At 36.9% G+C, this 15917-nt stretch carries 15 protein-coding genes, 1 rRNA gene and 1 other annotated feature; all 16 genes read right to left on the reverse strand.

What is annotated here, in order from left to right:
- Positions 1-96: 96 nt before the first annotated feature.
- Positions 97-756 carry an RNA polymerase sporulation sigma factor SigH gene (gene sigH, locus BCI01S_RS20655; RefSeq protein WP_047943702.1) on the reverse strand — a complete coding sequence of 220 codons (660 nt, stop codon included), beginning with the start codon at positions 754-756 and terminating at the stop codon, positions 97-99.
- 70 nt (positions 757-826) lie between these two features.
- Entirely contained in the window at positions 827-1336 is a 510-nt protein-coding gene (locus BCI01S_RS20660) for an NYN domain-containing protein (RefSeq protein WP_061800915.1), read from the reverse strand.
- Positions 1337-1338: 2 nt separating this feature from the next.
- On the reverse strand, positions 1339-2082 hold the full coding sequence (gene rlmB / locus BCI01S_RS20665; RefSeq protein ID WP_047943700.1) for a 23S rRNA (guanosine(2251)-2'-O)-methyltransferase RlmB: 744 nt from the start codon (positions 2080-2082) through the stop codon (positions 1339-1341).
- Positions 2083-2093: 11 nt separating this feature from the next.
- Positions 2094-2501 carry a Mini-ribonuclease 3 gene (locus BCI01S_RS20670; RefSeq protein ID WP_047943699.1) on the reverse strand — a complete coding sequence of 136 codons (408 nt, stop codon included), beginning with the start codon at positions 2499-2501 and terminating at the stop codon, positions 2094-2096.
- A 3-nt stretch (positions 2502-2504) separates the two neighbouring features.
- The gene (gene cysS, locus BCI01S_RS20675) at positions 2505-3905 is read right to left on the reverse strand and encodes a cysteine--tRNA ligase (protein ID WP_061800916.1); all 1401 of its coding nucleotides are present in this window, start codon (positions 3903-3905) and stop codon (positions 2505-2507) included.
- Complete coding sequence (cysE, locus tag BCI01S_RS20680) at positions 3905-4555, reverse strand: serine O-acetyltransferase (RefSeq protein ID WP_061800917.1); 651 nt, start codon at positions 4553-4555, stop codon at positions 3905-3907. Before cysE ends, cysS begins: the two co-directional genes overlap by 1 nt.
- Positions 4556-4812: 257 nt before the next feature.
- Positions 4813-5051 (reverse strand) — a binding site (T-box leader).
- A gap of 42 nt (positions 5052-5093) precedes the next feature.
- Positions 5094-6551, reverse strand: a complete 1458-nt coding sequence (gene gltX, locus BCI01S_RS20685) for a glutamate--tRNA ligase (protein ID WP_061800918.1) — start codon at positions 6549-6551, stop codon at positions 5094-5096.
- A gap of 96 nt (positions 6552-6647) precedes the next feature.
- The gene (gene ispF, locus BCI01S_RS20690; protein WP_061800919.1) at positions 6648-7130 is read right to left on the reverse strand and encodes a 2-C-methyl-D-erythritol 2,4-cyclodiphosphate synthase; all 483 of its coding nucleotides are present in this window, start codon (positions 7128-7130) and stop codon (positions 6648-6650) included.
- Between the two features lie 45 nt (positions 7131-7175).
- On the reverse strand, positions 7176-7880 hold the full coding sequence (gene ispD, locus BCI01S_RS20695) for a 2-C-methyl-D-erythritol 4-phosphate cytidylyltransferase (RefSeq protein ID WP_061800920.1): 705 nt from the start codon (positions 7878-7880) through the stop codon (positions 7176-7178).
- A 17-nt stretch (positions 7881-7897) separates the two neighbouring features.
- Complete coding sequence (locus BCI01S_RS20700) at positions 7898-8971, reverse strand: PIN/TRAM domain-containing protein (RefSeq protein ID WP_047943693.1); 1074 nt, start codon at positions 8969-8971, stop codon at positions 7898-7900.
- A 374-nt stretch (positions 8972-9345) separates the two neighbouring features.
- On the reverse strand, positions 9346-10725 hold the full coding sequence (gene radA / locus BCI01S_RS20705; protein ID WP_047943692.1) for a DNA repair protein RadA: 1380 nt from the start codon (positions 10723-10725) through the stop codon (positions 9346-9348).
- A 138-nt stretch (positions 10726-10863) separates the two neighbouring features.
- Entirely contained in the window at positions 10864-13317 is a 2454-nt protein-coding gene (gene clpC, locus BCI01S_RS20710) for an ATP-dependent protease ATP-binding subunit ClpC (RefSeq protein ID WP_061800921.1), read from the reverse strand.
- 22 nt (positions 13318-13339) lie between these two features.
- On the reverse strand, positions 13340-14407 hold the full coding sequence (mcsB, locus tag BCI01S_RS20715; protein ID WP_061800922.1) for a protein-arginine kinase McsB: 1068 nt from the start codon (positions 14405-14407) through the stop codon (positions 13340-13342).
- A 1-nt stretch (position 14408) separates the two neighbouring features.
- The gene (mcsA, locus tag BCI01S_RS20720; protein ID WP_047943689.1) at positions 14409-14957 is read right to left on the reverse strand and encodes a protein-arginine kinase activator protein McsA; all 549 of its coding nucleotides are present in this window, start codon (positions 14955-14957) and stop codon (positions 14409-14411) included.
- Positions 14958-14987: 30 nt separating this feature from the next.
- Positions 14988-15449, reverse strand: coding sequence for a CtsR family transcriptional regulator (locus BCI01S_RS20725; RefSeq protein WP_047943688.1), 462 nt, complete (start codon positions 15447-15449; stop codon positions 14988-14990).
- A gap of 344 nt (positions 15450-15793) precedes the next feature.
- Positions 15794-15910: ribosomal RNA gene (gene rrf, locus BCI01S_RS20730) — 5S ribosomal RNA — on the reverse strand.
- Between the last annotated feature and the right edge of the window lie 7 nt (positions 15911-15917).

Genomic DNA, 15917 nt, shown 5'->3' on the forward strand with positions numbered 1-15917 from the left:
TACACCTACTACGTCCTTTATATCTTCTCAAACTGTATCATGGACAGGCGTAAGATGTCAATATCAGTAAATATTTGCTATTTCAACCTTTTACGCTTATAGCGAGAATTCTCTTATTTCTAAATACCGCTCCAATTTTCTTTTCACCCGCTGAAGGGCATTATCAATAGACTTCACATGCCTATTCAATTCCTCAGAAATTTCTTGATAGGATTGACCATCAAGATATAGAGACAATACTTTTCTTTCTAAATCACTCAATAATTCAGACATTTTGATCTCAATGTGATCATATTCTTCCTGATTAATGATCAATTCTTCTGGATCAAGAACCTTTGCTCCAGAGATAATATCCATTAACGTTCGATCAGATTCTTCATCGTAAATGGGCTTGTCCAAAGAGACATAAGAATTTAAAGGAATATGCTTCTGCCTAGTGGCCGTTTTGATCGCAGTAATGATTTGTCTTGTTATACACAATTCAGCAAATGCCTTAAAGGAAGAAAGCTTGTCCTCTTTAAAATCGCGTATTGCCTTATAAAGACCGATCATTCCCTCTTGCACAATATCTTCTTTGTCCGCTCCGATTAAGAAATAGGATCTGGCTTTAGCTCGCACAAAGTTACGATACTTTTGAATTAAATAATCCAAAGCATCACTTTCCCCTTGATGCACCAATTCCACCAACACTTCATCTTCAAGTTCCATATAATTTCCAATATACTTGTTACTCTTAGTCCAGCTGTCAGTACTCATACAGATCCCCCCGACCGTGCAATCATGGATAAATCCATTATACTCTAGCCTTTTTTTGAGCGTCAACAACTCATTTCTCTCCACGTCGCCATTTTTCGAAAATTTCTTCCACTTCTCTTGAAAGCGGAATCTTTGCAGCTGGTTTTTTTTCTTTAATTTTTTTTACTTTCTTTCCGATTTCCTGTTCCATCCCAGCCATTTCTAACAATAATTCGCGCGCTGATTTCCGCAGGGCACCTTGTCCAAAAATAGCCCATTGCTCTGTAAAATCTGAAGTTGCAACATGAATTTGTGTTTTTCTGTTATTTAGTTCAATAGCTAGTTTTTCGATACGCTCGTCAGCCGTTTCATTTTCACGGGTAAAAATGACTTCCACCTTGTAATCTTTATATTTTTTCTCTGTGCCTTTTACATAGTATGCATCAAAAACAACCATTACTCTGTATCCGGAATAGCCCTGATATTCTGCCATTTTCGCTACTAAAGCATCTCTTGCTGCTGCAAGGTCTCTATTCTTTAGTGCATTTAATTCTGGCCAAGCACCAATAATGTTATAGCCGTCAACAATAAGAATGTCCATTATTATCCCTCAAGCGGATGGCGTTTCCGATATACCTCATACATTAAAAGTGCCGCTGCAACAGAAGCATTTAAAGACGTAACAGCTCCAGCCATTGGTAAATGAATAAGAAAATCGCATTTTTCCTTAATCAATCTTCCCATGCCTTTTCCTTCACTGCCAATCACTAATCCTAATGGTATCGTTCCATCAAATTTGCGATAATCTTCACTTCCTTTTGCATCCGTTCCTGCAATCCATATTCCTCTCGTTTTAAGTTCCTCTATCGTCCTTGCCATATTTGTTACTCGTGCAACGGGAATATGCTCGATAGCACCAGTAGATGCCTTTGCAACTGTAGCTGTTAACCCAACCGCTCTTCTCCGTGGAATAATAATTCCATGAGCACCCACCGCATCAGCCGTTCGCATGATGGATCCTAAGTTATGAGGATCCTCAATTTCATCAAGCAACAAGAAAAAAGGCGTTTCCTGCTTCTTTTCTGCTAGTGCAAATAAATCATCTATTTCAGCATATTGATAAGCAGCAACTTGTGCTACTACACCTTGGTGATTTGCGTCTACTAAGCTATCCAATTTCTTTTTAGGAACAAACTGAACAAGCACATTTGCTTGTTTAGCTAAACCAATTACTGTTTGCATTTGGCCTTTTTGGGAACCTTCCGCAATAAGTATTTTATTTACATCTCTTTCTGATTTTAACGCTTCAATAACAGCATTTTTTCCAACAATAAAGTCACTTGACACTTTTGCTCCTCCTATTTGCTTTCAATGATAGAAAAAGCAGCTTTGATTATTTCCTCAAGACGCTCTTCTCGCTTCGCTAAATATAAATAACCCAAAACCGCTTCAAAACCAGTACTATATCGGTAGGTTTGCACATCGGTATTTTTAGGAATTGTGCCTGATTTCGCATTTCGCCCTCGCTTTAATACCGCAATCTCTTCTTCAGAGAAAAATCCTTTTTCCAAAAGACCATGCACTACCTTTGCCTGTCCCTTCGCTGAAACATATTTTGTCGCTTCTCGATGAAGTTGATTAGGCTTCACCTTTCCGCTATACAATAAATGCCTTCTTACATATATTTCAAGAACAGCATCGCCCATATAAGCAAGGGCAAGGCTGTTCAATTGTTTTTCATCTACTTTTTTATCATAGAGGAGCATCTTTTACCCTCTTTTCCATCGTATACCTTGTGCGGTGTCTTCTAAAATGATGTTCATTGCTTTTAATTGATCCCTAATTTGATCGGCAAGCACAAAATCCCTATCCTTTCTTGCTTGCGTTCTTTTTTCTATTAGCGCCTCGATTTCATCATCTAATAATTCCTCATTCGCAGATAAAGATAAACCAAGCACTGCAAATAATTCTTCAAACTCATTCATAAAAGCATGAATAACAGCAGGAGAGGTGGTTTTTTCAAGCAGGTAATAATTTGCTTGCTTCGATAGTTCAAAAAGAACAGAAATACCATTCGCTGTGTTAAAATCATCATCCATACTATCAACAAATTGTTTTCGAAGATCGGTAATTTTTGCAATCCATTCCTCATTTGTATCTGTAAGATCCGTACTCGCGATACTGCGATGTTTTAAATTTTCATAAGATGTTCTGATTCTCTCTAACCCTGCTCTCGTATTTTCCAATACTTCTTCGCTATAATTAATTGGATTACGGTAATGCACAGAAAGCATAAAGAATCTTAACACTTGTGGATCATGAATCTTAATAATATCGTTTACAGTAATAAAATTCCCTAATGATTTAGACATCTTTTCATTATCAATATTAATATAACCATTATGCATCCAATAATTAGCAAAGGTCTTACCTGTTAATGCTTCAGACTGAGCAATTTCATTCTCATGATGTGGAAATGCTAAGTCCTGCCCACCTGCATGGATATCAATTGTATCACCTAAATATTTGCGCACCATCGCAGAGCATTCAATATGCCAGCCTGGACGCCCTTTCCCCCAAGGACTCTCCCAGAAAATCTCGCCATCTTTTGCCTTCTTCCATAGGGCAAAATCTAATGAATCTTGTTTCTTCTCCCCAACTGCAATTCTTGCACCTGAGCGGAGTTCATCAATAGATTGATGAGAAAGCTTTCCATATCCATCAAAAGCTCTAGTGTGATAATACACGTCTCCTTCTGACTCATAAGCAAACCCCTTATCTATTAATGCTGCAATAAAATCGATAATAATATCCATATTTTCTGTTACACGCGGATGAGAATCAGCCTTTTTGCAGCCTAACGCGGAAACATCTTCAAAATATGCGTCAATAAAGCGGTCAGCGATAACCGGCACCGTTTCTCCTAGCTCATTGGCCGCTTTTATTAACTTATCATCTACATCGGTAAAATTAGATACGAATTGTACATCGTATCCACGAAACTCTAGATAACGGCGCACAGTATCAAAGACAATTGCTGGGCGAGCATTTCCAATATGGATATAGTTATAGACAGTTGGTCCACATACATACATTTTTACCTTTCCCTCTTCTAGCGGAACAAAATCCTCCTTTGCTCGTGTTAATGTGTTATATATTTGAATAGGCATTACTTATAACTCCTTTCTTCCTGTAATTCTTTTAGTTGTTCTCTTAAATAGCTAATTTCCAATTCCATTTCTTTCAGTCGATCTGCAATCGGATCTGGTAAATCACAATGATTTAAGTCTTTTTTTATTTTAATACCATCTTGTACTTTAACTCTTCCTGGAATACCTACTACAGTCGAATTTGCAGGAACATCTTTTAATACAACTGATCCTGCACCAATTTTGGCATTTTCCCCAATTACAATAGATCCTAATACTTTTGCACCAGAGGCAATAAGAGCATTATCTTTAACGGTTGGATGCCTTTTTCCTTTTTCTTTTCCCGTTCCCCCAAGCGTTACTCCCTGAAAAATAGTGACATTATCCCCTATCTCACAGGTTTCCCCTATCACCACACCCATACCATGATCAATGAATAGACGATTGCCGATCTTTGCTCCTGGATGTATTTCCACCCCTGTCATAAAGCGGCTAAATTGCGAGATAACTCTTGCTAAGAAAAAACGATTGTGTCTAAAAAAGAAATGAGCAATTCTGTGAAACCATATAGCATGCAACCCAGAATAAGTTAAAATAACTTCTATCGAGCTCCTTGCAGCAGGATCTTGTTCAAACACTACAGCAACATCCTCTTTCATGCGCCGAAACATACAAATCTCCCCCCCTGTTTTGCAACTCCAATGCTGCTTTCTAGCAATCATCACACTCGTAAAAGATGTCATTTCCTTTACCACTGTTTCCCTTTAAATGTCTATATATCTTATATACAAGAAAAACATTTTAATCCCTATTTTTTACTACTCCATTTTTATCCCAAAACTCCAGCCAAAAAAGTAAAACTACTGCGTCTCTTCCCCTTGATCTCACCGAAGCTTTTTATCCATATAAAAAGCGTCTCTGTCTAAAAGACAGAGACGCTTATTTAGGCGCGGTTCCACTCTGTTTAGATTACTGCTTTTAAGCAATAATCTCCACTCATCCCTGTTAACGGATAGGTTCCGCCTCTATCTACTAAAATAAATTCTTTTTCGATACAGGACTCTGAGGCGCACTTCAAAAAAGAGGTTACTTGAATCACTTTCAGCCGGGTGATGATTCTCTCTAATAAGCTTCTCCTTTTTTACTTTTCCTCATCTTCGTTTTTTCTATATAGCTTTCCTACTACTATATTATATTTTCTCCAAAATGTTAACTAATTAATGCTGTTAATCGCGCATCAATTTTTTCTTTACCTAATAGCTCGATCGCTTTTGGTAAATCAGGACCATGTGTCTGACCTGTTGTAGCCACGCGTATCGGCATAAATAAGTTTTTGCCCTTTTGACCAGTAGCTTTTTGAACCACTTTAATAGCGGCTTTAATTTGCTCTGCACTCCACTCTGACATTTCAGCTAATGCTTCTTTAAATGCTTGGACTACAGCCGGAACATGTTCACCAGCTAAAACCTCTTTTGCCTCTTCATCATATTGCAATTCATCACTGAAGAATAACGTAGATAAGTTTACAATATCAGCACCGCAGCTCATTTGCTCTTGATATAAACCAACCAAATTATTTACCCATGCCTCTTCATCAGCTGAGCGATTTTCACTTACTAAGCCTGCTTTCTCTAAATGAGGAACAGCTAGACGAACAACCGTTTCTAAATCAGCCTTTTTGATATATTGATTATTCATCCATGCTAATTTATTTTGATCAAATAACGCAGGAGACTTAGACAACCTTGCTGGATCAAAGATGCGGATAAATTCTTCTATAGAGAATAATTCCTCTTCTCCCTCTGGAGACCATCCTAATAAAGCAATGAAATTGAACAATGCTTCAGGCAAATAGCCTAATTCTTCATATTGCTCAATAAATTGAATAATGGATTCATCCCGCTTACTCAATTTCTTTCTGCTTTCATTGACGATTAAAGTCATATGTCCAAAAATAGGTCTGTCCCAACCTAGTGCATCATAGATCATTAATTGTTTTGGTGTATTGGTAATATGATCATCTCCACGCAATACATGTGTGATATCCATTAAATGATCATCAATTGCTACTGCAAAATTATAGGTTGGAGTACCATCCTTTTTCACAATAACATAATCGCCAATTGTTGCTGATTCGAATGAAACGTCTCCTTTAACCATATCATTAAATTCATAAACAACATTTTCAGGAACACGAATTCGAATACTCGGCTGTCTTCCTTCCGCTTCTAATGCCGCTTGCTGTTCCTTTGTTAAATGACGACATTTGCCAGAGTACTTAGGTGTTTCCCCTCTACTTACTTGTTCTTCTCTTTCTGCTTCAATTTCCTCTTCTGTACAGTAACACTTATAAGCAAGTCCCTTTTCTAGTAATTCTGTGTAGTACTTCTTATAAATGTCATTTCTTTCAGATTGACGATACGGACCGTATTCTCCGCCAACATCCGTACTTTCATCCCAATCCATACCAAGCCATTTTAAATATTTTAATTGGCTTTCTTCTCCACCTTCAATATTTCTTTTTTTGTCCGTATCTTCAATTCGGATAATAAATTTTCCGCTTTGACTACGTGCAAATAAATAATTAAATAACGCTGTACGCGCATTCCCTATATGCAAATGCCCTGTTGGACTTGGAGCATAACGAACACGAATTTCGTTAGACATGCTTGTGCCTCCTTGATTACTTACGCTTTTTTCTAATCTATTCTATCACTTTGCTTTTTCCTTTAAAAGGTGTTCGCCTCTATAATTGGTTATCATTTATACATTTCTTTTTTGGAGCAATACAACTGCTTGGGAAGCAATCCCTTCTCCTCTTCCGGTAAATCCTAATTTCTCTGTTGTTGTTGCTTTTACATTAATATTATCTTGTTCTGTCTCCAGCAATTCTGCAATTCTCGCTTGCATTGCTTGAATATGTGGCGCCATTTTCGGCTGTTGAGCCATTATCGTACAATCAGCATTCACTAATTCATAACCCTTTTCCTTTACTATTTGCCATACATGCTGCAATAATTTTGCAGAATCAGCATCTTTAAAGGCTTCATCTGTATCAGGAAAATGTTTTCCGATATCCCCTTCACCAATAGCACCCAAACAAGCGTCAGCAATCGTATGTAGTAAAACATCTGCATCAGAGTGTCCTAGAAGACCCTTTTCATATGGTATCTCTATCCCTCCGATAATCAGTGGCCTTCCACTTACTAATTGATGAACATCAAACCCTTGTCCTATGCGAAACATCTTTAACTCCTCCATTCATTTGCTTATGTTAAAACTTTTCAAAACTTATTTATTACTATCTGCTATATCTTCTTTTCGCTTTGCCACAATTGCTTCGGCAAAGTATAAATCTTCTGGTGTCGTTAATTTAATATTGTCATAGTTTCCTTCTACGATTTGAACAGCTTGTCCTAATCGTTCCACCAAACTAGCATCATCTGTACCTATATATGTATCGACAATCGCCTTTTCATGTGCTTCTTTTAAAATAGAAACGCGAAAAGCTTGTGGGGTCTGAATCGCCCACAAGCTTGAACGCTCAACTGTTTCCACTACCAAATCACCATCAACTTTTTTGATCGTATCTTTAATTGGTACTGCTAAAACAGCTGCGCCGCTTTCTACTGCAACCTTTGTTAATCTAGCTATTTGCTCTGTTTGAATAAAAGGTCTCGCCGCATCATGAACAAGAACAATTGTATCGTCCGATAATTCCTTTACTGCATGGTAAACACTATGCTGTCTTTCTGTACCACCCTCAATAAGAGCAATAACCTTTGTAATTGCATATTTTTTTACTAGTTCATTCATTTCTTTTTTATCATCTGAACTAACTACCAACCAAATTCCATTACAGTTTGGATCATTTTCGAAAACAATTAAGGTATGAATAAATACTGGTAAACGGTCTAGCTCAAGAAATAATTTGTTTTTTCCTAGTCCCATTCGTTTCCCTTGTCCTGCTGCCGGAATAATGACTTCATAAGTCATATAACTAACCCCTATTCTTACAATGCTTTTTCTAATAATTTTGGTTTTGCAAAGATCATTCGACCTGCAGACGTTTGCAATACGCTCGTTACGAGAACATCTATATGTTTTCCAATATAATTGCGACCTTCTTCTACTACAATCATCGTGCCATCATCTAGATAGGCAACACCTTGATTATGTTCTTTTCCATCTTTAATAATTTGTATTTTCATTTCTTCCCCTGGAAGAACCACTGGCTTTACAGCATTTGCCAAATCATTAATATTAAGAACAGCAACCTTCTGCAGTTCACAAACTTTATTTAAATTAAAATCATTTGTAACAACAACACCATTTGTTAATTTAGCTAATTTGACTAGTTTACTATCTACTTCCGTGATATCTTCAAAATCACCTTCGTAAATTTCTACTTTAATCGCTAATTCCTTTTGAATTCGATTTAGAATATCTAGCCCTCTTCGTCCACGATTACGTTTTAGCGCATCAGATGAATCTGCTATATGCTGAAGTTCTCCCAGTACAAATTGCGGAATAACAATTGTGCCCTCCAGGAAACCTGTTTGACAAATATCAGCTATTCTTCCATCAATAATAACACTAGTATCCAATATTTTTAAATTACTTTTCTCAACTTTTGTGGGTTCCTCTTCCACTACCTTCTTCTTTCTAGTTGTGAAGAGTGTTAATAGCTCATCTCTCTTTTTAAACCCAACTTGAAAGCCTAAATATCCAAAAAGTAATGATAAAAGGATTGGAGCGACAGTATTAAGCACAGGAACAGATGTTAATGCATAGCCTACTAAAAAGGCTAGAGTTAACCCAAATCCTATTCCAAGACTACCGAAAATTATATCCGTTATCGGAGCCTTTACAATTGATTCTTCTAAAAACTTAATAAAGTTAACAATATAATCAATCGCCCAAAAAGTAATAAGATAAAAAATAATGGCACCAAGTATTGCAGACACATATGCGTTATTAATAAGATCATGATCGATAGACATTACCGAGAATAAATCAGGAATAAATAAAAACCCGATTGTTCCTCCAATAATTAAAAAACAAACTTGAACAATGCGTTTTAACAATACTTCCACCTCCTCTTTCACATTATAAACAAATTCCCAGTTTTGAAACCTAATATTACAGGAATTTTTTATTTGTAATGAAAAAGTTATTTTTATAGATATGATGACTATGTCATATACTAGTGTTAAAAATGCCCTTTTTCCATTGCTCGGGAAATAATGCCCGATTATCTATATTCAATAGAAACATTTAATAATAACTCAGCAAAAATCCTTAAACCCTTACAAAAATGGAAATATAACACAGACAAAGAGATAAATACCTATTTTATTTATAAAACTAGATTAGCATTAAAAATAAACGCAAGTCAAATAATTAAATATTACATTTTAACACAACTAAAAATTCACATCAATGTATTTTTTCCAAAAAGCTAATCACCTAAAGCCGCTTTTAAAGCATCCGCAACCGTATGAACGCCAACGACCTCTAAGCCCTTTGGAGCCTTCAAACCACTTAAATTATTAGCTGGAATAATAACACGCTCAAAACCTAATTTAGCAGCCTCCTGCACCCTTTGCTCAATACGGGATACTCTTCTAACTTCTCCAGTTAAGCCAACTTCCCCAATAATACAATCAGTTGCTCTTGTCGGTTTATCTCTAAAACTCGAGGCAATGCTTACAGCAATCGCCAAATCAATGGCAGGCTCATCTAGTTTTACACCACCAGCTACTTTTAAATAAGCATCTTGATTCTGCAATAACATACCAACTCTTTTTTCTAATACCGCCATTAACAACGGCACTCTATTATGATCTATGCCCGTTGCCATCCTTCGTGGATTCCCAAAACTAGTCGGTGAAATCAATGCTTGGATTTCAACCAGAACTGGTCTTGTTCCTTCCATTGATGCTACAACAGTGGAACCAGCGGCACCCTGTGATCGCTCTTCTAAGAAAATTTCAGAGGGATTCTCTACCTCTTCCAGTCCAAATTCCTTCATCTCAAAAATACCCATCTCATTAGTAGAGCCAAAACGGTTCTTTACAGCGCGTAAAATACGATATGTATGATGTCTTTCTCCTTCAAAATACAGTACAGTATCAACCATATGCTCCAATAATCTTGGTCCTGCAATCGATCCTTCCTTTGTGACATGTCCTACAATAAAGATTGCTATTCCTTTTGTTTTTCCTATCCGCATTAATTCTGCTGTACATTCTCTAACTTGAGAAACACTTCCTGGGGCAGAGGTGACCTCCGGATGATAGATTGTCTGAATCGAATCAATAACCACAAATTCCACATTCGTATTTTCAATGGTTCTACTTATTTCCTCTAGATTGGTTTCTGAATACACAAGCAAATGATCGGAAACTACACCCAATCGGTCTGCTCTTAACTTTGTCTGCTTTTGCGATTCTTCTCCAGAAACATATAAGACAGAATGTTTCTTATGTGCTAACTGCGAGGATACTTGTAAAAGAAGCGTTGATTTTCCAATCCCGGGATCTCCACCTATTAATACAAGAGAACCACGCACGACTCCTCCGCCAAGAACACGGTTTAACTCCATTAAGTCGGTATATATTCTTGGCTCATTAACCGTTTCAATGCTTGTTATAGGAATAGGCTTTGCTGCAACAGTACTAGCTGCAGTGTGAGCAAACGCACCTTTTCTTTGAACAGCACTCTTCTCTACTTCTTCCACCATTGTATTCCAGTTTCCACAACCAGGACATTTCCCCATCCATTTTGCTGATTCATATCCACATTCCTGGCAAAGAAACTTTGTTTTTCTTTTAGCCATATTCAGCCTCCTTCCCCTTTTATTACTAACGTCTCCAACCCAAACAATAGATATTTAATTTTTTCTATTTTATCTTAAATAAAGAAAGGACACACGTAAAGCTGTAATACGTGTGTCACTTTATAATTGTTCTTGGTATTATTTTTGTAGATTTACCGCTGGCTCTGCACCGTTCACCTTCACAGTAAACTCACCATTTTCGACATCCAATTCAATTTGCTGACCAGTTAATACTGTGCCCTTTAGAAGTTCTTCAGATAATCGATCTTCTATATGCTTTTGTATTGCACGACGAAGTGGTCTCGCTCCATACTCCGGATCATAGCCTTCTTCCGCAATTTTTTCTTTGGCCGCTTCTGTGATAGTCAATTGAATATCCTGTTCTGTTAGACGTTTAACTAACTGATCTGCCATTAAAGTAACAATTTCTTTTAAATGCTTCTTCTCTAATGCATGGAAAACGATTGTTTCATCGATACGGTTTAAGAACTCTGGACGGAATGCTCTTTTCAGCTCTTCCATTACTTTGCCCTTCATATCTTTATAATCTTGATCTCCATCTTGCACATTAAATCCAACATATTTATTTTGTTTTAATGCAGAAGCTCCAACGTTGGAAGTCATAATTAATACAGTGTTTCGGAAATCAACCGTTCTTCCTTTCGAATCTGTTAGACGGCCATCCTCCAGCACTTGAAGTAAAATATTAAATACATCGGGATGCGCTTTTTCAATTTCATCTAAAAGAACAACAGAATATGGTTTTCTTCTAACCTTCTCTGTCAATTGTCCGCCTTCTTCATATCCTACATAACCAGGAGGAGATCCTACCAATCTAGAAGTAGAATGTTTCTCCATATATTCAGACATATCAATACGGATCATGGCATCTTCATCACCAAACATGGACTCTGCCAGCGCTCGAGCAAGTTCAGTCTTCCCTACCCCAGTAGGACCAAGGAAAATAAAGGAACCTATTGGTCTCTTCGGATCTTTCAAACCAGCTCTTGCACGTCTTACTGCTTTAGAAATAGCAATAACTGCTTCTTCTTGACCAATTACGCGATTATGAAGGATATTTTCCATGTTCAGTAATTTATCGGTTTCTGTTTGCGCAAGCTTAGATACAGGGATTCCAGTCCAGCTAGATACTACACTCGCAATATCTTCTACTGTCACCTCTGTATTTTCTTGTCCTTGCTTCTCTTTCCAATTTTTCTTCGTTTCTTCTAACTGTTCTCTTAATCTTTGTTCTGTATCCCGTAAAGAAGCAGCCTTTTCGAACTCTTGACTTTGCACAGAAGCATCCTTCTCTTTACGTACTTCTTCTAACTTCACTTCTAATTCTTTCAAGTTTGGTGGAGTTGTATAAGATCTTAATCGAACCTTAGAACCAGCTTCGTCAATTAAGTCAATTGCTTTATCTGGTAAGAAACGATCTGAAATATAGCGATCAGATAATTTTACAGCTGCTTCAATTGCATCGTCTGTAATTGATACCCGATGGTGCGCCTCATAACGGTCTCTTAAGCCTTTTAAAATTTGAATAGATTCATCACTAGTAGGCTCATCAACCGTGATCGGCTGGAATCTTCTTTCTAACGCTGCATCTTTTTCAATATATTTACGATATTCATCTAATGTTGTGGCACCAATACATTGAAGCTCTCCTCTAGCTAAGGATGGCTTTAGAATATTTGAAGCATCAATAGCACCTTCTGCACCACCTGCACCGATTAATGTATGCAGCTCATCAATGAAAAGAATGATATTACCAGCCTGGCGAATTTCATCCATCACCTTTTTCAAGCGATCCTCAAATTCACCACGGTATTTCGTACCAGCAACAACTGTTCCCATATCTAATGTCATTACACGTTTATCTCTCAAAATTTCTGGAACTTCATTTTGAACAATTTGTTGTGCAAGACCTTCCGCAATAGCAGTTTTACCAACACCAGGTTCCCCTATTAATACAGGATTATTTTTTGTCCGTCTGCTTAATACTTCAATAACACGTTGGATTTCTTTGCTTCTCCCTATAACAGGATCAAGACTTCCTTCTCTTGCAATAGCAGTTAAATCTCGAGCTAAACTATCAAGCGTTGGTGTATTAGCACTAGCAGCAGAGCCGCCTGGATGGTTTCCTGATTCACTACTGCCAAGCAACTGGAGGACTTGTTGACGCGCTTTATTTAGGCTTACACCTAAATTATTTAATACTCTGGCAGCTACCCCTTCACCTTCTCGAATTAAGCCTAAAAGAATATGTTCTGTGCCCACATATGAGTGACCTAATTTTCTTGCTTCATCCATGGATAGTTCAATCACTTTTTTTGCTCTTGGTGTATAATGTGGTACGGTTTGCGTTGAATCTTGACCACGACCAATTAAGTTTTCTACTTCCTCTTGGATTTTTTCAGCACCTAATCCAAGTGCTTGCAATGCCTTTGCAGCAATTCCCTCTCCTTCACGAACTAATCCTAATAAGATATGCTCTGTACCAATATTATTGTGACCTAATCGAATTGCTTCTTCCTGGGAAAGTGCTAATACTTTCTGCGCTCTTTCTGTAAATCGGCCAAACATCATACTTTCATCCTCCTTAGAATCTCTATTCTGTTTCCAATTTTAATCTTTCTCTTATTAAGACTGCACGACGAATATCGCGTTCATTTGGATTCATCTCTTCTCCAGCATATAGTTGTAAAAATCCAGGCTGGGTAAGAATCATTAATTCATTCAGGATGCTTTTCGATATATTTTTTATATATCCCATATCAATTCCTAACCGAACATCGGATAGACATTTAGCTGCTTCCTTTGTTTCCATAATACGACTATTACACAGTATACCGTATGAACGAAAAACCCTATCTTCTAATTGTATGTTTGAGGTTTGCGCTAATGCATTCCTTGCTTCTTTTTCTTGCTCAATTAATTGAGTAACAACGCTTTTTAGTTCCTCGATGATGTCTTTTTCTGATCTACCTAGTGTTATCTGATTAGAAATTTGAAAAATATTTCCGAGGGCTTCGCTGCCTTCTCCATAGATTCCTCTAACTACTAATCCAAGCTGTTGAATCGCTGGAATAATTCGGTTCATTTGCTGGGTTAATACCATTCCCGGTAGATGCATCATAACAGAAGCTCTTAATCCTGTTCCGATATTAGTTGGACAGCTTGTCAGATATCCCATTTCTACATGGTAAGCATAATTGACCTTTTTTTCTAATAAATCATCAATTGTATTAGCTTCTTTAATCGCTTCTTCTATTTGAAGACCAGGCTTTATACACTGAATACGAATATGATCTTCCTCATTAATCATAATACTTACTTCTTCATCCTCTGATAAGATGGCTGCTCCATTAGGAGACTGCTCTGCCAGCTGAGGACTAATTAAATGTTTCTCCACAAGGACTCTTTTTTCCAATGTATTTAAATTATTCATCGAAAGAAGTTCCAATTGACCAAAAGGTTGATTGGACTCATTTATGATTGCACCCTCAACCTGTTGAATCACATTCTCAGCTTCTTCTTTTGAAAATAAAAGAGGAAATTTCACGCCCTCTATATTCCTTGCTAATCGGATTCGAGAGGTAAGAACGATTTCAGAATCAGGACCATCGGAACACATCCATGAAGTTCGTGCTTTACTTATAAATTTTTCTAAAGACACGTTACTCCCCTCCCTCAGTAAAAGAAGTTAACTGCTTTTCTTTATCTTTTATTTCATCTCGAATGACTGCTGCCTTTTCAAATTCTTCGTTGTTTATTAGTTCTTTTAACTCTATTCGCAACTGCTCAATTTCCTTTTTAATGAGAAAATGGCCTCCAATACGCTCTGGAATTTTTCCTTTGTGCTCAATATTCCCACCATGGAGCCGCTTTATAAATGGCAGCAGCTGGTCTTTAAATGTATCGTAGCAATGAGGACAACCTAGTTTACCCAATTTCCTGAATTGAGAAAATGTCATATTACACTCTTTGCACTGTAAAGGCTGCTGTCTCTTATAGGTATCTTCTGTGATATGTTGAAAACTTGGCTCTATATTTAATAACCCAGCTAATAAACTATTCAAAGATAAACCAGATGAGCCATTCGTCATAAATATATCACCATTTTCCTTTGCACAATGCTCACACAAATGGAACTCTGTTATTTTGCCATTGATATTTTTAGAAAAATGTAAAGTAGCTGGTCTTTGATTACATTCGGAACACATCATAATCCTCACCTCAATTTATACACAGGGATATTATTTATATTTTAATGAAGTTAACATCGCCTTTAATAATCTTGCTCTTAATTCATCTCTATATGGTAATTCTAAATATAATACAGAACGATCAATTACGCTTAACATTATCTTCGCTTCTCGCTTATTGATAACATCTTCTTCTACTAATCGAAGAATTAAATCTTCTGCACTATTTTGAGGTATCCGACTTTGAATAAGGGATAGTAATTGGTCAATTAAATGGGCATGATCATATGTTTGGACTTTCATAATTCGAATAAAACCACCGCCACCACGTTTACTTTCCACCACATACCCTTTTTCTATCGTAAAACGAGTATTGATTACATAATTAATTTGTGATGGTACGCATTCAAATTTATCAGCGATTTCACTTCGTTTTATTTCTACTAATGATTTTTCGCTCATTTCTAATACTTCTTTTAAGTAATTCTCAATTATATCCGAAATGTTTCTCACCAAGCCTCCCCCTTCTGACTTTGACTATATTTGACTATAATTATACACGATAAAAATATTATTTAGCAAGGAAGACGTTTTATTAATTTTCCCATTTTTTAGTTATTCCAAACCTGCTATCCCCATTCTTTCATGGAAGAAAAAGCATATGTTTAAAGATTATATTAACTATAGTCTGATTTATTGCAATTTTCAAGTTTAATAATTTGTGTAATGTATATCTTTTAGTGTGATAAAAAAGAGAGGCTTTTTTACATAGTATGGGGAAATTGAAAGAAAGTCATTTATCGATAAAAGCAATAAAAAAAGCCCTAAAAGCTTAACGCTTTTAGAACTTTTTGGCAGCCTGGCGACGTCCTACTCTCACAGGGGGAGAACCCCCAACTACCATCGGCGCTGAGAAGCTTAACTTCCGTGTTCGGTATGGGAACGGGTGTGACCTTCTCGCTATCGCCACCAGACTATTTA

Origin of the sequence: Niallia circulans NBRC 13626, from assembly GCF_001591585.1 — a bacterium.
Classification (GTDB): Bacteria; Bacillota; Bacilli; order Bacillales; family Cytobacillaceae; genus Niallia; species Niallia circulans.